This window comes from Methanohalobium evestigatum Z-7303 (assembly GCF_000196655.1).
Taxonomy (GTDB): Archaea; Halobacteriota; Methanosarcinia; order Methanosarcinales; family Methanosarcinaceae; genus Methanohalobium; species Methanohalobium evestigatum.
Genome location: NC_014253.1, coordinates 2047835 through 2071157 on the forward strand (window position 1 = coordinate 2047835; position 23323 = coordinate 2071157).

Here is a 23323-nt window from a genome sequence, read left to right on the forward strand (position 1 = left end):
ATGCCCATTTGAGTAAAGATATACTTTTGTGGGATGAAACGTTGTTCAAAAACGCTGAAGTCCTTGAAATCGACCACATTCCTGAACATTTTGCCTACCGGGACAACCAGCTTCAGGCAATCAAATACAGCTTGAAACCTGTTATAAATGGTATGAATCCAATCAATTGTCTCATAAGTGGACCCCCTGGAACGGGTAAAACCACTGCTGTAATGAAAATATATAACGAAATACAGGAATATGTCGATGATGTTATCTTTTTAAAGGTTAACTGTCAGATTGATTCCACACGCTTTGCTGTGATATCAAGAATTTATAAACAGGTAACAGGTGTCACACCTCCAACTTCCGGTGTTTCTTTCAGGTCACTTTTTGATAAAACAATGGACAGTCTTGTAGAAAATGATAGTCGCCTTGTATTAACTCTTGATGATATTAATTACCTTTTCTATGAAAACCATGCTGATGAAGTTATGTATTCACTGCTTAGAGCACATGAACACTATCCTGGTGTAAAAATTGGTGTTATTGCAGTGGTCAGTGATACAGGGGCTTTCTATCAGTTCGATACAAAAGTGACTTCTGTATTTCTTCCAGAAGAAATTGAGTTTCCCAGATATGAATACAGTGAATTGCAGGGTATTATAGATGACAGAATAAAAAATGCATTTTATCCCGATGTAATACCTGCAGAGGTAAGAGACCATATCGTGCAGTATGTGGATGACCTCGGTGACCTGCGTATAGGCATTGACCTTCTCAAAAGAGCAGGTTTGAATGCTGAAAAACGTGCAAGCAGATTTGTAACCAGAGATGATGTTGATAATGCATATGAATCATCCAAATTACTGCATATCTGCCGCAGTATAAGGTCACTTAATTCCAATGAAAAAAACCTTCTCAGGTTAATAGTGGATAACAATAATATATATGCTGGAAATCTTTATAAATCGTTCCATGAAGCAACCGAACATGGATACACCTACTTTTATAAACTGATAAACAGGTTATACGCAGCCCGGCACATAGATGTGGAATTTTCAGGACAGGGCAAAAGAGGCAGGTCACGGCTTATTAAACTTAAAACCAGTCCCAGTGATATTTTAAAATGTCTTTAAAAATAAAGAAAAAAAGAGCAGTTGTTAGAAACTGCGTATCTAATTTATTTACATCTGGGGCATTCCGCCCATTCCACCGGAGGCTTCTGAGCCACCGCCGCTGGATGCTATTACATCATCGATTCTAAGAATCATTACTGCAGCTTCTGCGGCGGCATTGATTGCCTGTGTTTTGACTCTAAGGGGTTCAAATACACTTTTATCCCACATGTTTATAACGTTCCCACTGTAGACGTCAAGCCCAGCATTGACTTCTCCCTTTTCGTGATGGGCTCTCAAATCCATCAGAGTGTCAATCGGGTCAAGTCCTGCGTTTTCTGCCAGTGTCCTTGGGACCACTTCAATTGCTTCTGCAAATGCCTTGACTGACAACTGTTCTCTACCGCTAAGACTTGTTGAATAATCATGGAGTTTAAAGGCGAGTTCTACTTCAGGTGATCCTCCACCTGCCACCAGTTTTTCGTCTTCGATTGCAACTCCTACAACACGCAGTGCATCATGCAGTGCTCTTTCGACGTTATCGACTACATGTTCTGTTCCGCCGCGTAGCAGGATGGATACAGCCTTTGGATTGTCACATCCTGTGATGAAAGTCATTTCGTCGCCGCCGACTTTCTTCTCCTCTACGAATTCAGCTTTACCAAGGTCATTTTCGGATATCTCCTCAAGGTTTGTTATCAGTCTACCACCGGTTGCGAGAGCAAGTTTTTCCATATCGCTCTTTTTGACACGCCTTACAGCATATATTCCGGCTTTTGCAAGGAAATGCTGTGCCATGTCATCGATGCCCTTCTGGCAGAATACTACATTTGCTCCACTATCAATAACTTTCTGCACCATGTCACGTATCATCTTTTCTTCCTGGTCAAGGAAGGACTGGAGCTGGTCTGGAGAGGTGATGGAAATCTCGGTTTCAGTTTCGGCTTCTTTGAGTTCAATTGCTTCATTGATAAGAGCGATTTTTGCACCTTCAACTTTCTTTGGCATGTTGGAATGTACACGCTCTTTATCGATAAGCATTCCCTGTATCAGTTCAGAATCGTCTATACGACCTCCAACTTTCTTTTCAACCTTGATATTGTCCATATCAACGTATTTACCATCGCCTTCTTCAACAACATTGGTCGCTGCATCTACAACAATTTCTGCAAGTTCCATTTTGGATGCTTCAGCACCCTTACCCGTCATTGCGGTTTCTGCGATTTTAAGGAGCTGATCTCTGTCAGAAATAGTAATGTCACTTGCAATTGAATTTAAAATTTCACTGGCTTTTTCTGCTGCCATACGGTATCCTGATGCGATGATTGTGGGATGTATCTCCTGTTCAATCATTTCTTCCGCTTTTTTAAGTAATTCACCTGCAAGAACTGCAGCAGTTGTGGTACCGTCACCGACTTCATCGTCCTGTGTTTTGGCGACTTCCACAATCATTTTGGCAGCGGGATGCTCAATATCCATTTCTCTAAGGATGGTAGCCCCGTCATTTGTTATCACTACATCACCCATAGAATCAACAAGCATCTTGTCCATTCCTTTTGGACCGAGTGTAGTCCTTACAGCGTTTGCAACTGCTTTACCTGCCATTATATTGTTGCTCTGTGCGTCTCTTCCACGGGTTCTCTGAGTTCCCTCTCTTAAAATGAAAATTGGTTGACCTGATGATTGCCCGCCGTATTGCATTTGACCTGCCATTTTATTTAGCCTCCTTTTTGTTATTGTTATCTTGATGATTCTGTTATCTCAAGCTAAGTTTTAGTTGTTTGAAGTTCTATATAAAACTTGCTATTTTTGTTTAAACAGCAAATCTTGGCAGGCATTGCCAGTAGAACAAAAAAAAGTTTACAGTAAAGTCCAATTTAAAAATTTACTTTACTATAGCTTTTGAAGAGCGTTTTTTAAACCTACGTTTGGTCCCATTTGAAGCGAACCTTTGAGCCGGTCCTGTATGTGTTTTATTTGCTCTCGATTCAGGTACCTTTATAGTGTTTCCGTTTCTGCCTTTTACTTTGACCCAGTTGATACTTCCTGTTTTGCCCATATTTTCATCCTCATTTATGTTTAATATTTATTATCCAAAACTTTCAGATTTGTATATTCGTGCAAGATGTCATATATAGTTAAAAAGTTTGTGGGATACTCATCAACTGGAGAATAAGTAACTATATATAAATAATGATATCCCTGTAAAAATACAATACTGATAGGGCTGATTATAATGGGATTCATGGATAAGTTGGTGCTTTTTATCATATGCCTTGTTGCTTTTTTCGGCATGGCTGGCGGTGCACTGATGGGACCCGTGTTACCATCGATGGTCGAGCCGCTTAATACATCCCGTGAAGCAGTTGGATGGGTGCTTGGTGTATATACGTTCTCTACTGCATTGTTTATGGTACTGTTAGGTGTGGTGACAGATAAAATAGGTCGCAAAAAAGTGCTAATACCCTGTCTTTTAATCAATGGTGTAGCTGGTCTGGCGGGTTATTTTGCACCAAACCTTCCAATACTTCTTGTATTCAGATTTATTCAGGGTATAGGTATTGCAGGCATGATGCCTGTGGTAATGACCATGATAGGCGAAATCTATGATGGACTTGAAAGGGTTCATGCTATGGGCAGAATGAGCATGACCACAGCTGTAGGTTCGGTGTCTGCACCACTTATCGGGGGAACCCTTGCAGTTCTCGGCTGGAATTACCCCTTCCTGTTTTACGGATTGACTATTCCTCTTGCATTTATAGCAATGCTTGTCTTGCCCGAAACCATGAACGCCAATCCTGAACAAAGAACAGGTTTTAAAAATATGTTCATGTCTCTCAAAGATATCAGAGTGGCATATACAGTGTTTTTAAGTTTTGCAGTATTCTTCCTTTTATACACAATTGTAATTTATGTCCCATTTATATTGAAAGATAATTTTGGTTTTACGTCACAGGGTGCAGGTCTGGCTCTTGGTGTACAGGGTGCTTCTATGGTAATATTTGCATCCCAAGCAAAACGTCTGGCATCAAAATATCCAAAATATACCATACTTGGGATAGGGTTCACACTACTGGGTATTGCAGTTGTGGGCATGTCTGGTGTTTATTCTATACCACAGGTATTCATGTTATTGCTGGTTTTTGGTGTTGGTTTCGGGATGGTTCAACCGTTGCTAAACACACTTGTCACTCAGGTGGCTCCCAATGATGCAATGGGGAGTGTTGTGTCACTGTTTAATACAATGAAGTATATCGGCCAAACTGCAGCACCTGCTGTACTTGGTGTAATACTGTTAAATTCCAACCTTGTTGTAGTATTTATATCCTCAGGTTTGCTGGGTTTTTGTGTTGCTATATCTACCTACATAATGAAACACAAAATCTATACAACAGACACCTGAATCACTGCACAATAGTGAAAGGTACCAGTGTGAAGCAGAGTGCACCAAGAGCAAAAGTAACAATTCCTACTACAAGTCTTCCTTTATCAAGGTTTATACTGTCTTCAAGAGGTTCTGGATGTCCAACCATAGAAAAAAACGACAATATAAGCCCCCATACCAACCATATAGAACCGTTTTCATTTAATATATAATTCACATATATACCGATACCAAGAAGTAAAAACGGCATGATCGACGATATATATCTGGAATTGTTACCAAACATTGCTTTTAATATATGTCCACCATCAAGTTGTCCTGCAGGAAGAAGATTCAACAGTGTAATAAACATACCTACCCATCCTGCAAAAGCAACCGGATGAATCGAGTTTCCAACTGTGCCTGTAAGTTCCATAAGAAATAAGAACATTGGTGGTAAGCCAAGTTCCAACATAACAGATTGTTGTGTTGTCTGTGAGACAGGATTTAATGACAACCCTACAACAGTTACAATTATTGACACTACAAGCCCTATAAGAGGTCCAGAAACCCCTACATCAAATAGTGATTTTCTGTCAGGTATCATTCCCCTGTGTTTTATAATCGCACCCATTGTTCCGATGATTGTGGGAAACGGTATAAAATAGGGCAGTGATGTACGCATCCCATGCCATTTTGCAGCAAAATAATGTCCCATTTCATGTGAACCCAGTACAGCCATTATTGCTACTGTAAAAGGAAGTCCTTTAACAATCTGTAACGGGTTGCCGGTTATATCCACACCAAACATCGTTGCTCCTGCAAACATCGTGGTAAAAAACGTAGCTACAGCTAAACCAAGGTTAACATTAACATTTTCTTTTTTCTCCACATATGGAGTTGCTGCAATGATATGTTCTCCAAGTTCTGATTTGATATGGAGTTGATAACCTTTATTTGCAAAAAGTTTCCATAGACTCTTGTATATGGTCTTCAAGTCAAGTTTGGGATCTCCGTAAAAATATAGACTGCTATTGTGTCCTTTCCTAATTTCATATACATTAAAAACTGGGTCTATGTACTTATGCATTTCACTGATAATGTTATCCTGTGATTGTTCCTTTCTATCTGTGTCCGATTTCATGTTAAATTTAATTTTGATGATTATAGTCTTTTATCTCGATAAATCCATTACTTCCATCAACTTTTACACGGTAACCGTTTTTTAAAAGCGTATATGGGTCTCTTTCAAGTTTGTCCACCAATGGTATCCCGGATATAATAGCACCTACAGCTACAATAGGTTCAGATTCGATATTTATCATCGCAGCAGGAGCTACATCATTTTTGCTTAACTGGTATAATACATAAGAACCAACTGTAGAACCTTTCCCCTGCGGAAAAACAAGAACTTTATCCTTTATGGATTTGTTGTAAAGTTCGTGACCCGGTTCAACTACAATTCCGGATTCTGGGTCTACGTTACCCAAAAATGAGATAGAATTATCAGTAATAAGCACTTCTCCCTCTGCAACTCCTCTGGATATCTTCCTGCAGTTAATTTTTGTTGTTTCTATTGTTAGCCCCCGCTTCCCTTATACAATCCTTAATACTACCAAATTTTGAAGGTATTTTGCACATACCCGGTACATAATTTAATGCTTTGCCTGAATTAACCATCATCATTTTGTAATTTTCACTTGCCGGAGACACTATCATACAGGTATCACAGACCACCATCGCACCACTTTTTTCTATTCTGTCAACAATCTGTGGGTTTTTATCCGCAACCTCTTTGGAGGTGCATATCCATACATCCCTGTCAACCTGTTTATTATCCAGCAACTGTGCAATGTATTCCAGTTCATCTCCCGAACAATGAGGACATCCAAAGGCTATGATTTCATCACTGTTCTGGATATCAGAATTTGTATTATAGACTTCCTGTATCTGGTCAGCTTCGATTGTTATATTTTCTGACGGCTGTTCAAACCTTATATTTTGGGTTTCAGGGGTTACCCCATCTACATGATACAGAGCAACCGCACCAGTAGCAGCCATTGATGCTCCAAGTGCCTTTAACTCATCAGAAGACGGTGTATTTTTCAGATGAAACAGTGGAACACGGTTACCAACCATCATTCCTGTCTGATACCCAAGCGCACCGTAATCAGAACCTGTGAGTTCGCAATCAACCGTTATGGATACATCAGGTATCCTGTTTTCATCCAGATGATAGCCGTAATTTGCTGTTTTTCCTATAAGTGCAGCAGACAGTGCTGAAGGTCCACCTTCCCTGTTTGTTCTTGCTCCTATAACCGAATTGGCATATGATACAGCAGATGATTCACTCCATGCCAGATGGTCTCCATATTCTGTATCAAAGCCTTCAAGGTAATAGGGAGTGCAGGTGCACTTAGTATTGACACCGAGTTTCCTGTAAGCATCAATAATCTCCTGCTGTTTTCTGGCAAAATCTTTTGATATGCCCATTTCATTCCAGTTTTCAAGGTCCATTCCAGCAGGATTCAGGATGGCAGGAACTTTGACCTCACCTTCAAGGTCGGATATCCATTCAAGTCCTGCATCACCGATGGTTTTGTAGGATACACCTGCAATCTGGGCACTTTTTATAGGTATCAATCCATCGGCATCATAGATGTCACCAAGAGCTACAAGAATCTCAATCGCCTTTTGAAGTGTTTCTCCATGTTCTCCGTTTAATATTTGCTCTTCTTCTTTTGTAAGATGCATATTTGGATGTCCTTGATGTTATTCGGGTATTCTGGATCTTTCGAATTTTTCTGACTCTTTTAGTATTTTGGTTGCATCAAGTCCAATTTTAGTAGTGGTACCGTCTGATTCACCTCTGGGGTCAAGTGAACTACCGCGTACATTGGAGACAGTTAAAATATCGATATCTCCCTTTAATCTGGTCGCGATCGCAAATTCAATGTCACCTGAATCAAAAATGTCGATATCATCATCTACAACTACGACATGTTTCAGACTGCTATGTGCTGCAAATGCAGCCATGATTGCATTTTTTCCATCCCCTTCTGTCTGTTTTTCAATCTGTACAACCGCATGTAAATAACAACAACCACCCTCAGTAAGAACTACATTTTTAACAGTAGTAACCTCATCAACAGCGTTATAGATTTTGGGTTCGTAAGGAACACCCATCATAAGAAGATGTTCAGCACCTGCTGGAAGAATTCCATGATATATTGGGTCTTTACGGTGCATGATTTTTGTAATAGTAATAACAGGTTCAGGTCTTACATGGTCATAGGTTCCTGTAATATCTACAAAAGGACCCTCTTCAGCTCTTTCTTCAGGTTCAATGTAACCTTCAAGCACGATTTCAGAATGCGGTACTTTGATACCATTATCACATTTAAATAATTCAATGGTGTCACCACGCAATGCCGCAGCATATTCAAACTCTTTGCCGGTGGGTACACGAGTAGTCGATGCAAAACCAATTACAGGGTCTGCTCCAATTACAATAGCAACCGGTAAACGTTCACCATTTTCAGATGCTTTTTTGTGAAGAATATAAGTATGTCTTGGAGGAACAAGACGAGCAGCCAGTTTGTTTTTACCGACGACCATAAGTCTATGGATGGATGCATTAGTAGTATCCCCATATTCAGACACCACTATCCCCGAAGTGATATATGGCCCACCATCCTTTTCAAAATGGGTCATTATGGGATATTTTGTAAGGTCTACCTCATCATCAACGATTTGTTTTGTAGGTGATTCATCAACAATCCTTGTTTCTCCATTTGGTTTCACAGTTGAAAGTTTATGTATGATATTGTCCTTTGAAATATTGAATAGCGATGCGAGTTCATCCCTTGAACCCAAAAGGTTCATAATTGCTTTATTGCCATCGATGTCATGGAACAATACTGGTGAACCGATATTTCTGGCAATTTTTGGAGCTTCAAAGTTTCTGGATACAGGATATGTTATTTCTTCCAATTTTCCGTCGTTTTTGAGGCGGTCTATAAAATTTCTAAAACTCATTCTATCCTATCAATAAAAATCAGGTGAAACAATATATACATTGCCCTGTTAAAAGTATCTTTATTTTTATCTAATATATTAAGATTAGATATAGAATTAAACTTTATAGCAAGAATTTTGTACCTCTCGGTTCTATAGTTTGTAGGGGAATTATATGAAAATACTGGCGATTTCTGACTTTCATGGTGAAACCGAATTAATGAACAGTCTTGTTGAAAAGATTGAAGATAAATCACCTGACCTAATAATATTTACCGGTGATGTTGTAAAAGGTCAGGCAAGGGGTGATGAATGGTTATCTGCACAGGAAGAAGGGCGAGAACCAGTAAAAGATAAAGAAGAAATCCTGAATGAAAAAAATGAGGATTTTAAACTTTATGATGAGTTCTATGACACATTGGACACACTGGACATTCCGGTAATGTGTATACCCGGAAATATGGATGCCCCTGAAGATGTTTTCTTTTCGTATTTACTGGGCAAATACATGAGATCAAATATCAAAATAGCTCAGGAGAACATATTTGAAAAAGAGGGTTATCTTATAAGCGGAATGGGTGGAGAAATAACAAATGGAAGTAAAGAGGATTTTTTTACATTGCAGTACCCCTATAAAGAGGCAGATTTTGCACTAAGAAGGTTTAAATATGCTCCCCAGAAAAAAATACTTCTTCTACACTCACCACCCACCGGTCAGCTTGACCTTGATAAAGGCAAACACAAAAGTGAAGATGTTGTCAATGAGCTTATAAGAGATATAAAACCCGAGATTGTTTTCTGCGGACATGCACATAAGGCACAGGGTAAAGAGCAGATAGATAAAACACTGGTTGTAAATCCAGGCGCTTTAAAATACGGTGATTTCGCGGTTGTTAATACTGAAAACAAAGAAGTGGATTTTGGAACAGTTTGAGTATTCTAAATATCCTTTTTGTTTATACTACTGCTTTCTATTTTTTTGCTGAGTTTAAAAGATATATATGCGCCTTAATTTATTATTATGGACTTGTATTGACATTATCCAGCGAACTATTCAACCCATCCATCATTGATGTGATATTATCTTTGTTTTCAGAATCTGAGATTCCGGTCAGGTTTTGAACCAGTCTGAAAGTCTGGTTGAGGTTATCATCCACTACTTTTATTGAGTCGGCTGTTTTGTTCAATGTATTTTTAGTATTGTTTTTATCCGAACCGAATATATAACGGCTAACTTCAGAAAGGTTTTCAGGCACATTATTAGGCGTTTCAGGATTTAATGAGAAGTTGTTTGTTGTATCATATATGTATCTTGCAGATTCAACAGGATTTATATTTTCTTCAAATTGTTTAGACAAAGATGATTCCATTTTGGATACTAAATTTACCACATCACCAGCTCTATCAGTTGTTTCGTAAGTAAAAGTTTTTAAACCGAAATCAAGAATCTTATTTTCAGGTACAGCCATTGATAATATGTTCTTTACCTTAGTATTATTGTTTTCCAGTAGTGTATACATAACAAGATAATTATTGTCTGATGACATTGTTTTTTTGTAATATGCTGTACTGTTATTTAGAACAGCATTGTAGGCATCATCTGGTATTGTTTTGAAAAGATTATTGGATACATTACCAGAGTTTAGTAAAACAGATACGCTTCTGTTGTTTTCAATCTTGAATATATTTGTGACTACATCATTATTATCTTTAAGATTACTTATAAAATCCGAGTTGTTCTTAAGGATTTCTCGGGTTACATTTTCAGAAGGCAGTTCATCTTTTGCTACCGATATTGCAGACTGCATTATCTTTTTTTGAGCTCTTTCGATAATATATTCAGAATTTTCTGATAGATTGTCTTCTAATTTAGAACTAATATTTTCAGGTATAAACGCTTTCTCTACTACATATCCCCCTACTATCATTGTTGGAAGAATCACTGCCAGAACAAATGCAGCCGCAACACGTTTTCTATTTAAAGTTATACCTCCTAAAAATTTTAGGTAAAAGTCAGTTAATTTTGAAGATATGTAATACAAAAATAAAATATAATTGGTCAATGAGCCAATTATCAGTTAGTATTCTTCACATTTTACTTCGAAATAGTTGTACGGATGGTCACATGAAGGACATTTTTCAGGTGGTTCTGTACCAGTATGCACATATCCGCATTTGCGGCATACCCACTGCACTTCTTTATCCTTCTTGTACACGCTATGGTTTTCCAATTCATTAAGAAGCTTTTTAAACCTTTCCTGATGATGTTTTTCAACCTCTCCAATTGCCCTAAACCTTTCAGCGATTTCTGGAAGATTTTCCTTATCAGCAGTATTGGCAAATTCAGGATACATGGAAGTTGTTTCGTATTCTTCTCCAGAGATAGAATCCTTGAGATTGTCTATAGTACTTCCACATACCGGAATGTCCACATCAAGGTTTACCTTGTCCGGACTGTTTCCACTTTTGCTTTTAAGTTCGTTTATTAACTTCATCATCCATTTTGCATGTTCCCGTTCATTTTCGGCGGTATTGAGAAAAATTTCAGATATTTGTTCGTACCCTTCTTCTTTTGCTACTTTTGCAAAATTAGTATATCGGTTTCTTGCAAGACTTTCGCCTATAAAGGCTTTTGTCATATTTTCTATGGTTTTTTCCATAATATCCCCCTTTATCAAACTATCCTACAATAGTATTATACTTTTCCCTTTCTTATTGCATGACCGGTTAAATCTATTATTTATGGTCATGAAATAGCAATACATGTTCACAAAATTCCATTAATTGATAAAATTGTGAACATAGGTTATATCTATTTGTCCATTGATATATACAGATTGGAGATATAAAAACTGAGTTATAAAATCTCCCTGAAAAACGGAAAAACGGTTTGCTCCATTGTTGGATGGGCTCACTCCTCTTGCCCGTAAAACAAGTTGGATGGTGAAAAACGGAAAAACGGATGTTTAAGACTATACCCCCATAGTCTGATACCCCACTCCTCGCGAAACAGGGTAAAGTCCCTGTTTCCGACTATTCTTGCTCTTATTTTTAAAATAATAATCACTCTAATTTTTATAGGAATTCAAGGGGAAATTATATATATAAGAATATTGATGCTGTACTTCTTCACCAAGGATGCGGGGTGTACCACATGGATGACAAAAAAAATAACTTAGAACACCTGCTCAAAAACCTCATAAGATATCGGAATGGGTACTTAGCGTTTGAAGAGCTGGAGTACAGCATCAAAAAAATGATCCACAAATCCAATTCAGAGTTTATCGAAGATGAACTACCCTGTATTCTCTATACAATAAGGTTCTATCCTAACAGAATCGATATAATAAACAAAATTATTTCTTATATAGAAATTGAATTGTGGAATACAGAACTTAAACAGTATTCACATGATCTGATTTATATGGGTCAGTGAACTACCGCTAAGATGAAGACTCAACAGCTTCGGAAGAAGTTTACCAGGAAAGTCTTACTCTTTAAATCAAAGATTTAAAGATATTTGTAAATTTTCAATTTACAAAGTTCTTCCAGGAGAGTTCACATCCCCACTATCGACTATCCTTACAAGGGAATCGCCGATTACCTTTCTTATGATGACTGGAAGATACCTCTCTTAGGTCTTTTACCCAAATATTTCTTATGTTTTTTGATGGGTTCCAAAGCCAGTGCATCAACTTTACTGGTATAAGCCTCATCTACTTCTTGATACTTTATACCATGATATTCACACTTAGAAGCTAATTTCTGTTTAAATCTATCAAACGGTATAGTCTGGAAGTTCTGGGTGTCTTCCTTGCCAATATTTTGTTCTTGTTTTATTTCTTTCAGCTTTCCAATCACGACATTACCTATCCGATTTTCCAGACAGTGTTTAACGACGTGATTGACACACTGGTTCATGAAATCGTTTATCTTCCAGAACCTCTTCATTGTGAATTGGTTCATCTTCAGACCATCATCCAGATCCTGTTTATCATAGACTGACTGTAACCTGCTCTTCTCCTTGTTCCACCAGCGGTTGTAAGATTTGATACCCCTGCCATCTAATATGAAGGCAGTCACGCAGGTCGCAAAATTGTCTACGCCAAGATCTCGAGAGATGCCTATTATAATCAAGTCCTACATCTTCTCTATATTCATGGTAAACGTATTCTATCTCGAACCATCTACCTTTGTATTTCGGTATTATCCTGACCATACTGATATATTTACCAATTATATTATCAGGAATCTTGAAATACAGATACCTGGTTCCTTATGTTTTATAATAATCTAAACCTAAAGACAATCTGATTTTGTCATCAATAACTTTCAGTTGATCTTTCTTAAATACACATAAGAAGTTGCCGTCTTTATCCAGATATTTAGGGGCACTGTTCAGTTAAGACAATTTTTCACCTGATTTACAGCTCTAAATCATTATTCTAAGAAATAATAAAAATCTAAAGTGGATTAATATGTTCCATTAACTGAACAGTACCGATTTTATTTATAAAAAAGCGAAAAATAAATACTGAAAATTGTTAAGGAAAAGAACTGTACATATACAACCAGTAGCCAAATAGCTGAAAATTAGAGCCCCGGGCGAGATTCGAACTCGCGGCCTAGTGATTACAAATCACTCGCTCCTCCGGGCTGAGCTACCGAGGCATATATTTTTATTGAAGCGAACTATTATACAGACAATCATAGCACATAAATGTTATGGATGAAACAGAATAAATTTGGGTAATATGTGGCAGGAAATATCCAGAATAGGCAAAAAACTTGTAGAACACGGGCTTGTGGAATCACATTTTGGTAACATTAGTGTTCGTGTTGGAAATAAAATGATAATAACAAGAAGCGGTTGCCCTCTTGACGAGGTGACAGAAGGGAATGTGGTTGAAATTGATGTTGACAATCCCTGCAGCATGGATATAATAGCATCATCAGAATCCATTGTTCACCGGGAAATCTATAAAAATACATCAGCACTTGCTATAATCCACGCACATTGTCCTTATGCTGTCACACAATCACTACTTAATGATAAAAATTCACTGGTACCAGTTGACAGTGAGGGGAAATATTTCCTCGATGAAATACCTGTTATCAAAGGAGATATAGGCACAGAAAAACTTGCATACAACACAGCAGATGCACTGGGCAAATATAAAGGAACAATTGTTTACAGTCATGGTACATTTGCCGCTGGAAAAATTCTGGATGATGCCTATATAACAACAACCCAGATAGAACACTCCTGCAAAATAAAATACCTGTATGATATGGCTAAAAAATAAAAAATGAATTTAAATATTAATATTCTATTATACAGTCCAATAAACAATTTGTATATGTGAGCAACGATGACATCCGATTCATTGAGACCACTGGTGTCAAAAATAATTGACCCGTTTGCAGAAAAAGCAGCCGATATTGGGTTATCACCCAACATTGTCTCATTTTTATCCCTTATATTTGCTATAATTGCAGGAGTTTTTTTTTATTACTCATATACAAATCCATTGTTTGTACTAATAGCAGGATTACTGGTGGCTTTAAACTCGTTCCTTGATGCAATGGACGGAATCATGGCAAGACATATGCAAACAGCCAGTTCAAAAGGTGATTTTCTGGACCATGTGATTGACCGATATTCTGATATTTTTGTTATCTGCAGCATATTTTTAGCAGGTCATGTCCAGTGGCAAATAGGACTGACTGCAATCGTTGGTGTACTACTAACCAGTTATCTTGGAACACAGGCACAGGCACTGGATATAGGAAGATATTACGGCGGTATCATGGGCAGAGCCGACAGACTCATTTTAATAATCGCAGCCTCATTAATATATTTCCTGTACCCATCTCTGATTTATGGGTTTTCAGTCCTTGGATGGGTTATTGTTATAATTGCTGTGGGCAGTCATATCACTGCTATTCAAAGAATATACCACATATGGAAAAAGTTGTAAAAACACCTGTTGGAAGTAAGGTGTTCGGTAAATTTAATGTAGCACAAGCTTCAATTTTATACCATATGTCTTATCATGGAACGGAAAAATTCGAGTTCTTGGAACATACAGCTGATGCACAATTCAGAGCATACGGAAACACGCTTGAAGAAGCTTTTGAAAACGCAGCACTTGCAATGTTTAATGTCATGGTCGATACAGATAATGTTTCCAACAATATATCAGAATCAATTAATATCGAATCACCAGATTTAGATATACTACTTGTGGATTGGCTGTCTGAACTGTTATATCTGTCTGATGTCAACCAGTCAGTTTATTCAACATTTAATGTAGATCCTATCAAAGAAAAAGATGATGGATATTTTTTATCAGCCCAGATTTATGGAGAAACTCTGAATTTGGACAAACATGAAATTGATACAGAAGTTAAGGCTGTTACCTACAACCAACTGGAAGTCAAAAACCTCCCAGATGGATGGATGTTACAGGTGGTTGTCGATATTTAATCCACAACTGTTTAATGGTAAATACCATAGATAATTTTGGTGCATAAGGGGAGGTAAATATAATGAAAGGTGAAGATATTAAAGATAATAAAGTTTACCAGATACTTGAAAAAATCGATGACAATACATGGGATGTACCGGTTACCTATAAATCAACAATGAACGTGCCAGGACGTATTTTTGTCTCCATTGAATTGATGAAAGATTTAGAGAAAGAAACACTTGACCAAATGGCAAATGTTGCATCTCTGCCGGGTATTCAGAAATATTCAATGGCAATGCCTGATGCTCATCTGGGTTATGGATTCCCCATCGGTGGAGTCGCTGCTTTTGACAAAGATGAAGGAGTTATTAGCCCCGGAGGGGTTGGTTTTGATATTAACTGCGGTGTAAGACTTCTTCGCACCAATTTGAAGATAGAGGATATCCGACCTCATATGAACCGACTTGTCAACAATCTTTTCAATAAAATCCCCTCAGGTCTGGGTTCAAAGAGTGGTTTAAAAGTATCAGATGCTGAATTGGATGATGTATTTAGACATGGGGCTCAATGGGCGGTTGATAATGGATATGGAGTAAAAGCCGATGTTGAACATTGTGAAGGTAATGGTCTGATTAAAGGAGCTGACCCTTCACAGGTAAGCAAAGAAGCTCGCAAACGTGGAAGACCCCAACTTGGAACTCTGGGAAGTGGAAACCATTTTCTTGAAGTTCAATATGTAGACAAAATTTATGATGATGTCATAGCCTCTGATTTTGGTCTTGAAGAAGGACAGGTAACAGTTTCAATACACTGCGGATCAAGAGGTGCAGGTCATCAGATATGTTCAGACCATCTTCGGGAACTAACACAGGCTGTCAAAAAATATGGCATTCAATTACCGGACAAACAACTGGCATGTGCTCCTGCAAATTCAAGAGAGGCACAGAATTATTTCAAAGCAATGGCATGTGCTGCCAATTATGCATGGGCGAACAGACAGGTAATCAATCACTGGACAAGGGAAGTTTTTGAAAACATATTCGGCAAAGATATTGATATGAACCTTGTCTATGATGTGGCACATAACGTAGCCAAACTCGAAGAACACACAATCAATGGAGAAAAGAAACAGGTTTATGTACACCGTAAAGGAGCTACAAGAGCATTTCCACCAGAACATCCCGAACTATCAGATGACTACCAACAATCCGGTCAGCCAGTATTGATACCGGGTAGTATGGGTACTCACTCGTTTGTACTCCATGGGACTAAGGATTCAATGGATATATCTTTTGGAAGTGCATGCCACGGTTCAGGACGTCTTATGAGCCGAAAACATGCCAAAAAAGAGTTATCAGGTGAAGAGATTCAAAAAGAACTTGCATCAAAAGGCATAACAGTTAAAGTGGCAAACCCAAGAATGATTTCTGAAGAAGCTCCTGAAGCATACAAATCCAGCAGTGAAGTAGTGGATGTTGTTCATGATGTAGGCATAGCCAGAAAAGTAGCAAGACTAAGTCCTGTTGGAGTGATAAAAGGTTAAGTGAAAAAGTAGGATAGAGGAAACGGTTTTTTGTTTTAAGAGGGGATGAATGGTTTGCTTGGTAACAGTGATATATGCAAGCAATTACCGTTTCCTCAACATAAGATAAGTTTATTATTATATTTAAAGTTGTTTGATACTTTAGTAATTAATTTATTTAGTATGACCGCTAAACTTATAGTATCCATGAATTGTTTCAAAAATTATGAACAAAAAATTATCAACGGTTAGGATTATGGCAGATTATCAGTTCTGTAAAGGCTGTGGAGAAAAACTGTTTCCTGAAGATGTCTCTTTTTTATTGTCCAGAACCGGACGTATTAGACAAATTCTGTACAACAACGAAAGGATAGCAACTGTTAGAGCCAGCGATGGTGTGCTGACGTTGAGTATCAAAGGAGCAGATACAGTTCATAAATACCTATCAAAACCCAATCAACGAGTAACAATGTGTGAAGAAGCGGTTCCTTTTGTTTCTGCTGGAAAAACGGCTTTTTCAAAACACGTTATAGATATCGACCCCGAACTCCGTGCAGGTGAAGAAGTACTTGTTGTGGATGAATCCGATAATCTCCTGGCTACTGGACAGCTTATATTGTCACCCGAAGAAATCCATTCGATAGAAAGAGGAAGTGCAGTTGATATAAGGACAGGTGTTCAACAACAATAAATAATATTAATAAACCTATATATATTATCCAATATTATATTACCCTTTGTAGAAATGTACAACCATGATTTAATTCTAAAAACGCTAAAACGGATTTCCAGGTGTCCGAGTTCTGGAGAGTGAGACTATCACCGATACAAAAGAAGATTTTTTGAAAAACTTAGTAATTCCTGATAATACAAAAATGGAAGAACATAACATAGTTGTAGATGGTGGAGTCATTGTTGGGAGCCATTCCAATATCAATTATGGAATCATAGCAAATTCTGCAATACTGGGTGAGAGTGTACAGGTATCAGGTGATTTGACCACTACATCAGAAGTCAGAATCGATACATTATCAAAAATTGGCGGAAGCGTTAAAACTGACTCTAATGCCTATATTGGCGAACTTGTTTCCATAAATGGTAAACTGATAGTCAATGGAGACCTTGATGTTGGAAACAATGTTAAAATCAATGACGGGTTTGTTGCAAAAGGATGGATAATGGTTAGAAACCCTATACCTGTAATGGTGTATCTTTTTTTATATATCAGTGAACTCCTAAGATTGGGCAAAGATGAGGAAGTTGAAAAAGCTCTTGAAGAACTTTTTGAAGATGAGGAGCTTGAAGAATCAATGGAACCCGGTGCAATGGTAGTACCAAACAGTTCAAGGATTTCAATGGATTCTATACATGTTCCGGCACATGCTTCTATAGGTAACAACTGCCGGTTAATCGGAAATATCCGCTCATCATCGTTTGATATGGGTGATGATACAACACTTTATGGAAGTATTCGAACCCACAATGATATAACCATAGGTAAAAACAATAACATCCACGGTAATATCGTATCCAAAAAGAACGTGACTATAGATAAAGAAACCCATATACTTGGTGAAGTCAGTGCCAACACCATTTTCATACATGAGAATGCACGTGTTGATGGTCTGATGAGAGCACCGGGCGGACTCTCTTTCAAACGTGAAGATGAAATTGAAAACACAAAGGATGATGAAGATACCGATAAAAAGGAGCTTATAAAGCTGGATATTTGATTTTTAAAAAGTTATTCTGTTCTCTGTGCTTTACAAAAGTTTTATTAACTTTTTTGTTTATGTAACTATGAAATAATATGGATCGAGTAGAACTGGACAGATCTTCATTCAAAGCACTTGCATCCGATTCCCGCATTGAAATAATCAAATATCTCAACGAAAAAAGTATGCGGGTAACCGACCTTGCTGAAAAAATGCAGTTGTCCAAACCCACCCTTATAGAACATCTGAAAAAACTTGAAGAATCAGGGCTGATTGATAGAGAAAACCGCGGAGAAAAATGGGTTTATTATCGCCTGACGGATAAAAGCCGTAATCTGATGGAGCCAAAATCCGACATAAGGGTCAAAATACTATTTGCAACATCAGTTGTAGCATTTATATCAGGATTTGCTCAATTGTACAGGTTTTTTGTCCAGCCCCAGCCAAAAGATGCTGGAATAATGACAGAAGATACCAAAGAAATTCCTGAAAGTGCACCTGATATTCCCCCGCAGGATGTTGTTTCAGCTATTCCATGGGATGCCGTCATTTTGCTCGGCATTGCTGTAGTATTGACAAGCATCACTATCTGGTACTTTAAAACAAGAAACTCTCCTCTGGATTAATTAACAAAAAAAAGATGGATGAGATATCATCTCACCCTAGTTAATTATCTTGGTGATATTTCCTTTTCAGCAGTGTCAGAATAAGCTCTGACATTATTATTCCTTATATCTTCAGCGACCTCGAATTCTATAGTTTTGTCACTGTTTACACCCACTCTGATATCCCATTCAACAAAATCAGCGTTTGTTTCAACAGGTTCTACACTGGAATCCAACAATTCACCGAATTCCCACATGTAACGAACCGTAACAGTTTTGGGGTTATTGCCAAAGTTAGTTATATTTATTTCACCGGTTCTTGTTATGTTGCCTGCATTCCTTGTTTCTTCAAGAATTTCTGTTTCACCTTTTAAATCAAAGGCACTACCAAGATTGATTTCAACTTCATCACCATCAGGTGTTCTGTCAATTGAACTTTGACCAACCATTACCTGTAAACCATCTTTTTCCTGATAAACATTAACAGTCCCCTTAGGCAGTGGTTCTTCATTGTTTGCAAAGGTTAAAAACTGCCGGACATTTTCATTTCTACCATGTCTTGAGGTAGTGTACATGAATTCGGTTTTTGAGTCTATATTTTTGTCCAGATATTTGGTGGATTGCCGTGAATATGCATCAATTGCAAGCTGTCCGAGTTCATATTTATAAACTCTCCCTACTTTTTGAGGTGCTGAAACAGACCTCTCAAAACCATCGCTTATAGATGCTCGTTCCTCAGCAAAACCTACATATCTACTACTCATTACCTGTCCTGATATTAAATTGAAGTTTCCATCATAGTTTGTATTACTGGGGTTTTTGATTATCATATCTCCACTGAACCTGCTGGAACTATCCGAATCTTTCATGTACAGATCATATGATGCATCCCATGTAATACCGTTTACCCGGTATCTAAGCTGGAAATCAAAGGAACCACTACCTGAAGATTCAATTCTTGCCATGACTTTTGAATCCGAATCACTGGTTGTTTTTATCTGGTTGACATTGTTTGTATTAATGTAGGATATTCTCTCATCATTCTCAAGAACCATAAGACCATAAGGATAATTGTCTTCAATTCTTAAAAGCACACCTGATACTGTTTTACCGGATGTAAGTTCTATTTCTACTTCTTTACCAATGTTTGTTTTTATATTATCTCTAAAATCCGTTTTTATATCAACAACCTCTAATACATCCGAATTTTCAGGTTCAAGTTTTATAGAATCTGGATCAACATTATCTAAATTTTCCATGTCTTCAAGTTCAACCCACTGTACCCCTTGTTCAAGTTCAAGACTAATGCTTTTTTCTACAATTCCTCCCTGATTTGAATCATAAATCAGATAGTTTTCATTTGAATTTCCGTTCACTCCATTAACCTGAGCAGATACTGCAATCGCAAGTAATGCGACTATTCCAATTATAAGAATAGCTTTTTTTAAGTTATATCTCATTTCATCACCATGTGTGAACTACCGCTGAGCTAAAGACTCAGAGGCTTCGAGAGAAGTCTACCTTGAAAGTCTTATTCTCTCTGGGGAGTTCACATCCCCACTATCGATTATCCCTGTAAGAGAATCACCGATTACCTTTCTCAGAATGTTCAATGCTCCATTGATATCGGCATTAATCAGTCTACCTGTTGATGACTGGAAGATACCTCTCTTAGATCGTCTACCAAGATATTTCTTATTTTTTTTGATAGGTTCTAAAGCCAGTGCATCTACCTTGCTGGTATAAGCCTCATCTACTTCGTGATACTTTATACCATGATATTCACACTTAGAAGCTAATTTATATTTAAACCTAGCAAATGGTATTGTCTGGAAGTTCTGGGTATTCTGCTTTCCGATATTTTGTTCCTGTTTGATTTCTTTGAGTTCTCCAATCACAACATTACCAATCTTATTCTCCAGACAATGTTTAACGATATGATTAACGCACTGGTTCATGAAATCATTTATCTTCCAGAATCTATTATTAGAGAATCTATCCATTTTGATTCCATTATCTATATTCTGTTTGTCGTAGACTGACTGTAACCTGCTCTTCTCCTTGTTCCACCAGCGGTTGTAAGATTTGATACTCCTGCCATCTAATATGAATGCAGTCCCGCTGGTCGTTACACAGGTTGCAAAGTTGTCCACTCCAAGATCTATCGATAGATGGCTATTGTAATCAAGTTCAGCAATCTCCCCATCTTCATGATATACAAATTCTATCTCGAACCATCTACCCTTGTATTTCGGTACGATCCTGACCTGATTGATGTATTGACCTATTATGTTGTCAGGAATCTTGAAGTATAGATATTTGATTCCATAAGTTCTGTAATAATCCAAACCTAACGATAACCTTATCTTATCATCGATAACCTTCAGTTGATCTTTCTTGAAAGTACATATGAAGTTACTATCTTTATCCAGATACTTTGGAAGTGAAACTGGTTTCTCATATTCTCCTTTTCTCTTCTTATCCAGAAGTTTGAAGAACGATTTCATACTGTCATCCACAGTTTCCACAGTATTCTGGGCAACCTGTGATGGCATCATTCTGTAATTCTCGTTTTCTTTGACCGTATGATAAGCAGTATCTTTATCGAGATATTTGCCATGATTGAAAAAGTACTGTCTAATCGTGTACAACGTGAAATTGTACAGGTTCTTGGATAGTTTGGTCAACCTCTTCAAAGTTTCATACGTCTGCTTATCAGCACGGAGATGGTTCTTCTGGGTTAGATACATGCATTATACAATCATTTAGCAAAATACTTATCTTTTTTGCCTATTTATCATACCACGATGCTAAAGACATCGTGGTTTTCTTCATCTTTATAAAATCATTCTTTTTGTAAGGGAAAGACCTAACAACAAATTTAGAAATATTATCTACCCTATATACAGCAGCTTAATATGGGACGAGGATACTGACTACTCTCCCACGACTAAATCGTGGGGTTCTTTTGAGAGCCTCAACCTCTTAATAGGTTGAGCGTTTGCTGATTCATCGGCGGTACTTGCGAACCGATACCGAGACCGGTCGTAGAGGTACCATCTCCACAGCCGTTCATTCCCGCGAGCCCCACGGTATGCATTGGGTTATAGTACGATGATTTTGTCAGAATATTGACTGCAGCGTTAAGATCCCTGTCGATTTCTAATCCACATTTACTGCAGTAGAATATTCTATCTCCCAATCTCAGTTTCTCTTTTTTCTTGGTTCCGCAATGAGAACAGACCTGTGTAGTATTGTCGGGATTAATCTTGTCTACAATCTTACCTCTCTCAGCAGCTTTATAGGTTACGTGCTGAACCAGTTTATCCCAGCCTACATCCGATATGATTTGGCTAATCTGTTGTTTTTTATGAGATTTTTTATTTTTAAATCCTCGAATACAATCAGGTCATATTTCTCCACCAAAAGTTTGCTGAGACAATGTGAGAAATGGTTTCTAGCAGATGCGACTTTCCTGTGAATTCTGTTCACTTTTTGCTTCTGCTTTTTATAGTTGTTAGATCTGAATTCCATTCTCGACAATCTTCGCTGTTCTTTAACAAGCCTTTTTTCAGCATTTCTGAGGAATTTCGGTGGTTCGACAAAATCATCGTTTGAAGTTTTTATGAAAGATTTCAGTCCTAAGTCTATGCCAACAGCGTTTGTAGGAGTAGATGGAACTGGGTTTTCTGGCAATTCTACTGTCAGATATGCGAACCATTGTTTGCCTTCCTTCTTGAGGGTACAGGTCTTCAGTTCACCATCTGGCAATCTGTCAATATCAATTTTGATGGGTTTTGATTTACCGGTTATTTTGGATAGGTATAACTTGTTTTCTTCAAGTTTCCACCCGTTTCCATGCTGTTTGTAGCTGAAACTACTGAAATCTTCTTTACTCTTGAACTTCGGGTGACCTTTCGGAAGAATTCCATCGTATTTGATAAATCCGGATGAATTGTTCCCACATGGTATGTCTTTCCTCTTGACGAACATCCCTTTTTTAGGTTTGGTGTTTTTCAGTCTCCCGTTCTTGATATCATCAAAAAACTTGTCATAAGCGGAACATAATCTCTGGAATACATCCAGTCTTACTGATGAATGTATAGGATAGTCCAGATTTTTCAGGTATTTTTCCAGAGATGATTTAGATACTGACAGATCAAACCTATCGTATAAATCTACTCTGATGGACAGAAGATGGTTCCAAATCGACCTGCAGTACTCTAAAGTTTCATCCAGTTTCTTCTCCTGTTCAGGAGTAGGATGTATCTTGAATCTCAGATTCCTGCAGTTTTGACCTCCTTTTCAAACCATCGACTCCACCCTTTTACTTGATACTGATTATACGTTTTGAAACTATATAATTTTTATCTACTGTTAGCGATTATAATGTTTATCATAAAACTTATCAAACATCAACGGGGTTGTTTAATCACTCTTTAAACGGAGTTTAAAGATATCTTTAAATCGTTGATTTAAAGAGAACGACTAAAGTCGTTGGCTTTCACGTACCCCTGTTGCCCCACTTTC

The 23323-nt window shown here is 37.7% G+C and carries 23 protein-coding genes, 1 tRNA gene and 1 pseudogene; 11 read left to right on the forward strand and 14 right to left on the reverse strand.

Annotated elements, in window-relative coordinates:
* Positions 1-8 precede the first annotated feature (8 nt).
* Positions 9-1118: an ORC1-type DNA replication protein gene (locus METEV_RS10265; RefSeq protein WP_013195443.1), complete on the forward strand. Its 1110-nt coding sequence runs from the start codon at positions 9-11 to the stop codon at positions 1116-1118.
* A gap of 48 nt (positions 1119-1166) precedes the next feature.
* Here the strand turns inward: METEV_RS10265 and thsA are convergent, their stop codons facing one another.
* Together thsA and METEV_RS12595 are read right to left on the reverse strand one after the other, a co-directional pair.
* Positions 1167-2810, reverse strand: coding sequence for a thermosome subunit alpha (thsA, locus tag METEV_RS10270; RefSeq protein WP_013195444.1), 1644 nt, complete (start codon positions 2808-2810; stop codon positions 1167-1169).
* Between the two features lie 172 nt (positions 2811-2982).
* Positions 2983-3156: a DUF5350 domain-containing protein gene (locus METEV_RS12595; protein WP_013195445.1), complete on the reverse strand. Its 174-nt coding sequence runs from the start codon at positions 3154-3156 to the stop codon at positions 2983-2985.
* Positions 3157-3333: 177 nt separating this feature from the next.
* On the opposite strand from METEV_RS12595, the gene METEV_RS10275 reads away from it, so the two are divergent.
* Positions 3334-4500 (forward strand): MFS transporter, encoded by a 1167-nt coding sequence (locus tag METEV_RS10275; RefSeq protein WP_013195446.1) that lies wholly within the window; start codon positions 3334-3336, stop codon positions 4498-4500.
* Position 4501: 1 nt separating this feature from the next.
* Here the strand turns inward: METEV_RS10275 and METEV_RS10280 are convergent, their stop codons facing one another.
* From METEV_RS10280 to METEV_RS10295, 4 genes are read right to left on the reverse strand one after another with little or no spacing between them, the layout of a single operon-like run.
* The gene (locus METEV_RS10280; RefSeq protein WP_013195447.1) at positions 4502-5605 is read right to left on the reverse strand and encodes a site-2 protease family protein; all 1104 of its coding nucleotides are present in this window, start codon (positions 5603-5605) and stop codon (positions 4502-4504) included.
* Between the two features lie 7 nt (positions 5606-5612).
* Positions 5613-6038 carry a DUF126 domain-containing protein gene (locus METEV_RS10285; protein ID WP_013195448.1) on the reverse strand — a complete coding sequence of 142 codons (426 nt, stop codon included), beginning with the start codon at positions 6036-6038 and terminating at the stop codon, positions 5613-5615.
* Positions 6019-7215: an aconitase X gene (locus METEV_RS10290; protein ID WP_013195449.1), complete on the reverse strand. Its 1197-nt coding sequence runs from the start codon at positions 7213-7215 to the stop codon at positions 6019-6021. Before METEV_RS10290 ends, METEV_RS10285 begins: the two co-directional genes overlap by 20 nt.
* Positions 7216-7233: 18 nt before the next feature.
* Positions 7234-8499, reverse strand: coding sequence for a UbiD family decarboxylase (locus METEV_RS10295; RefSeq protein ID WP_013195450.1), 1266 nt, complete (start codon positions 8497-8499; stop codon positions 7234-7236).
* Between the two features lie 154 nt (positions 8500-8653).
* On the opposite strand from METEV_RS10295, the gene METEV_RS10300 reads away from it, so the two are divergent.
* Positions 8654-9412, forward strand: a complete 759-nt coding sequence (locus METEV_RS10300; protein ID WP_013195451.1) for a metallophosphoesterase family protein — start codon at positions 8654-8656, stop codon at positions 9410-9412.
* Positions 9413-9497: 85 nt separating this feature from the next.
* On the opposite strand, the gene METEV_RS10305 is transcribed toward METEV_RS10300, so the two are convergent.
* Together METEV_RS10305 and rbr are read right to left on the reverse strand one after the other, a co-directional pair.
* Positions 9498-10520: a hypothetical protein gene (locus METEV_RS10305; protein WP_157197340.1), complete on the reverse strand. Its 1023-nt coding sequence runs from the start codon at positions 10518-10520 to the stop codon at positions 9498-9500.
* Positions 10521-10556: 36 nt separating this feature from the next.
* Positions 10557-11138, reverse strand: a complete 582-nt coding sequence (gene rbr, locus METEV_RS10310; protein WP_013195453.1) for a rubrerythrin — start codon at positions 11136-11138, stop codon at positions 10557-10559.
* Positions 11139-11632: 494 nt separating this feature from the next.
* Here rbr and METEV_RS10315 point away from each other — a divergent pair, with 494 nt between their 5' ends.
* Complete coding sequence (locus tag METEV_RS10315; protein WP_013195454.1) at positions 11633-11914, forward strand: hypothetical protein; 282 nt, start codon at positions 11633-11635, stop codon at positions 11912-11914.
* Positions 11915-12013: 99 nt separating this feature from the next.
* Here METEV_RS10315 and METEV_RS10320 read toward each other — a convergent pair.
* Together METEV_RS10320 and METEV_RS10325 are read right to left on the reverse strand one after the other, a co-directional pair.
* Positions 12014-12868 (reverse strand): annotated as a pseudogene (locus tag METEV_RS10320) (RNA-guided endonuclease InsQ/TnpB family protein); the annotation flags it as partial.
* Positions 12869-13075: 207 nt separating this feature from the next.
* Positions 13076-13149: transfer RNA gene (locus METEV_RS10325), tRNA-Thr, on the reverse strand.
* Positions 13150-13232: 83 nt separating this feature from the next.
* Here METEV_RS10325 and METEV_RS10330 point away from each other — a divergent pair.
* The 7 genes from METEV_RS10330 to METEV_RS10365 all read left to right on the forward strand — a co-directional run bounded on the left by METEV_RS10330 (position 13233) and on the right by METEV_RS10365 (position 18814).
* The gene (locus METEV_RS10330) at positions 13233-13784 is read left to right on the forward strand and encodes an aldolase (protein WP_013195455.1); all 552 of its coding nucleotides are present in this window, start codon (positions 13233-13235) and stop codon (positions 13782-13784) included.
* A 66-nt stretch (positions 13785-13850) separates the two neighbouring features.
* Positions 13851-14459 (forward strand): archaetidylinositol phosphate synthase, encoded by a 609-nt coding sequence (gene pgsA, locus METEV_RS10335; RefSeq protein WP_013195456.1) that lies wholly within the window; start codon positions 13851-13853, stop codon positions 14457-14459.
* 65 nt (positions 14460-14524) lie between these two features.
* Positions 14525-14968 (forward strand): archease, encoded by a 444-nt coding sequence (locus tag METEV_RS10340; RefSeq protein ID WP_049891306.1) that lies wholly within the window; start codon positions 14525-14527, stop codon positions 14966-14968.
* 62 nt (positions 14969-15030) lie between these two features.
* Complete coding sequence (locus METEV_RS10345; protein WP_013195458.1) at positions 15031-16494, forward strand: RtcB family protein; 1464 nt, start codon at positions 15031-15033, stop codon at positions 16492-16494.
* 235 nt (positions 16495-16729) lie between these two features.
* Positions 16730-17164: a PUA domain-containing protein gene (locus tag METEV_RS10355; RefSeq protein ID WP_232216855.1), complete on the forward strand. Its 435-nt coding sequence runs from the start codon at positions 16730-16732 to the stop codon at positions 17162-17164.
* A 151-nt stretch (positions 17165-17315) separates the two neighbouring features.
* Positions 17316-18206, forward strand: coding sequence for a polymer-forming cytoskeletal protein (locus tag METEV_RS10360; protein WP_232216856.1), 891 nt, complete (start codon positions 17316-17318; stop codon positions 18204-18206).
* 77 nt (positions 18207-18283) lie between these two features.
* Positions 18284-18814 (forward strand): winged helix-turn-helix domain-containing protein, encoded by a 531-nt coding sequence (locus METEV_RS10365; protein WP_013195461.1) that lies wholly within the window; start codon positions 18284-18286, stop codon positions 18812-18814.
* 44 nt (positions 18815-18858) lie between these two features.
* Here the strand turns inward: METEV_RS10365 and METEV_RS10370 are convergent, their stop codons facing one another.
* The 4 genes from METEV_RS10370 to METEV_RS12110 all read right to left on the reverse strand — a co-directional run bounded on the left by METEV_RS10370 (position 18859) and on the right by METEV_RS12110 (position 23074).
* Entirely contained in the window at positions 18859-20253 is a 1395-nt protein-coding gene (locus tag METEV_RS10370) for a DUF4139 domain-containing protein (protein WP_013195462.1), read from the reverse strand.
* A gap of 57 nt (positions 20254-20310) precedes the next feature.
* Positions 20311-21543 carry an RNA-guided endonuclease InsQ/TnpB family protein gene (locus tag METEV_RS10375; protein ID WP_013195463.1) on the reverse strand — a complete coding sequence of 411 codons (1233 nt, stop codon included), beginning with the start codon at positions 21541-21543 and terminating at the stop codon, positions 20311-20313.
* A 227-nt stretch (positions 21544-21770) separates the two neighbouring features.
* The gene (locus tag METEV_RS12765; protein WP_332258491.1) at positions 21771-22193 is read right to left on the reverse strand and encodes a transposase; all 423 of its coding nucleotides are present in this window, start codon (positions 22191-22193) and stop codon (positions 21771-21773) included.
* The gene (locus tag METEV_RS12110) at positions 22127-23074 is read right to left on the reverse strand and encodes an RNA-guided endonuclease InsQ/TnpB family protein (protein ID WP_332258492.1); all 948 of its coding nucleotides are present in this window, start codon (positions 23072-23074) and stop codon (positions 22127-22129) included. The genes METEV_RS12765 and METEV_RS12110 overlap by 67 nt, the downstream gene beginning before the upstream one ends.
* Between the last annotated feature and the right edge of the window lie 249 nt (positions 23075-23323).

What these genes read in the sequence shown, in the direction of transcription:
- METEV_RS10315 (WP_013195454.1), top strand. Translation starts at nt 11,633, where the DNA reads ATGGATGACAAAAAAAATAACTTAGAACACCTGCTCAAAAACCTCATA.
- METEV_RS10275 (WP_013195446.1), top strand. Translation starts at nt 3,334, where the DNA reads ATGGGATTCATGGATAAGTTGGTGCTTTTTATCATATGCCTTGTTGCT.
- METEV_RS10365 (WP_013195461.1), top strand. Translation starts at nt 18,284, where the DNA reads ATGGATCGAGTAGAACTGGACAGATCTTCATTCAAAGCACTTGCATCC.
- thsA (WP_013195444.1), bottom strand. Translation starts at nt 2,810, where the DNA reads ATGGCAGGTCAAATGCAATACGGCGGGCAATCATCAGGTCAACCAATT.
- METEV_RS10300 (WP_013195451.1), top strand. Translation starts at nt 8,654, where the DNA reads ATGAAAATACTGGCGATTTCTGACTTTCATGGTGAAACCGAATTAATG.
- METEV_RS10290 (WP_013195449.1), bottom strand. Translation starts at nt 7,215, where the DNA reads ATGCATCTTACAAAAGAAGAAGAGCAAATATTAAACGGAGAACATGGA.
- METEV_RS10345 (WP_013195458.1), top strand. Translation starts at nt 15,031, where the DNA reads ATGAAAGGTGAAGATATTAAAGATAATAAAGTTTACCAGATACTTGAA.
- METEV_RS10280 (WP_013195447.1), bottom strand. Translation starts at nt 5,605, where the DNA reads ATGAAATCGGACACAGATAGAAAGGAACAATCACAGGATAACATTATC.
- METEV_RS10295 (WP_013195450.1), bottom strand. Translation starts at nt 8,499, where the DNA reads ATGAGTTTTAGAAATTTTATAGACCGCCTCAAAAACGACGGAAAATTG.
- METEV_RS10330 (WP_013195455.1), top strand. Translation starts at nt 13,233, where the DNA reads ATGTGGCAGGAAATATCCAGAATAGGCAAAAAACTTGTAGAACACGGG.
- METEV_RS10375 (WP_013195463.1), bottom strand. Translation starts at nt 21,543, where the DNA reads ATGTATCTAACCCAGAAGAACCATCTCCGTGCTGATAAGCAGACGTAT.
- pgsA (WP_013195456.1), top strand. Translation starts at nt 13,851, where the DNA reads ATGACATCCGATTCATTGAGACCACTGGTGTCAAAAATAATTGACCCG.
- rbr (WP_013195453.1), bottom strand. Translation starts at nt 11,138, where the DNA reads ATGGAAAAAACCATAGAAAATATGACAAAAGCCTTTATAGGCGAAAGT.
- METEV_RS10370 (WP_013195462.1), bottom strand. Translation starts at nt 20,253, where the DNA reads ATGAGATATAACTTAAAAAAAGCTATTCTTATAATTGGAATAGTCGCA.
- METEV_RS10355 (WP_232216855.1), top strand. Translation starts at nt 16,730, where the DNA reads ATGGCAGATTATCAGTTCTGTAAAGGCTGTGGAGAAAAACTGTTTCCT.
- METEV_RS10340 (WP_049891306.1), top strand. Translation starts at nt 14,525, where the DNA reads ATGTCTTATCATGGAACGGAAAAATTCGAGTTCTTGGAACATACAGCT.
- METEV_RS12595 (WP_013195445.1), bottom strand. Translation starts at nt 3,156, where the DNA reads ATGGGCAAAACAGGAAGTATCAACTGGGTCAAAGTAAAAGGCAGAAAC.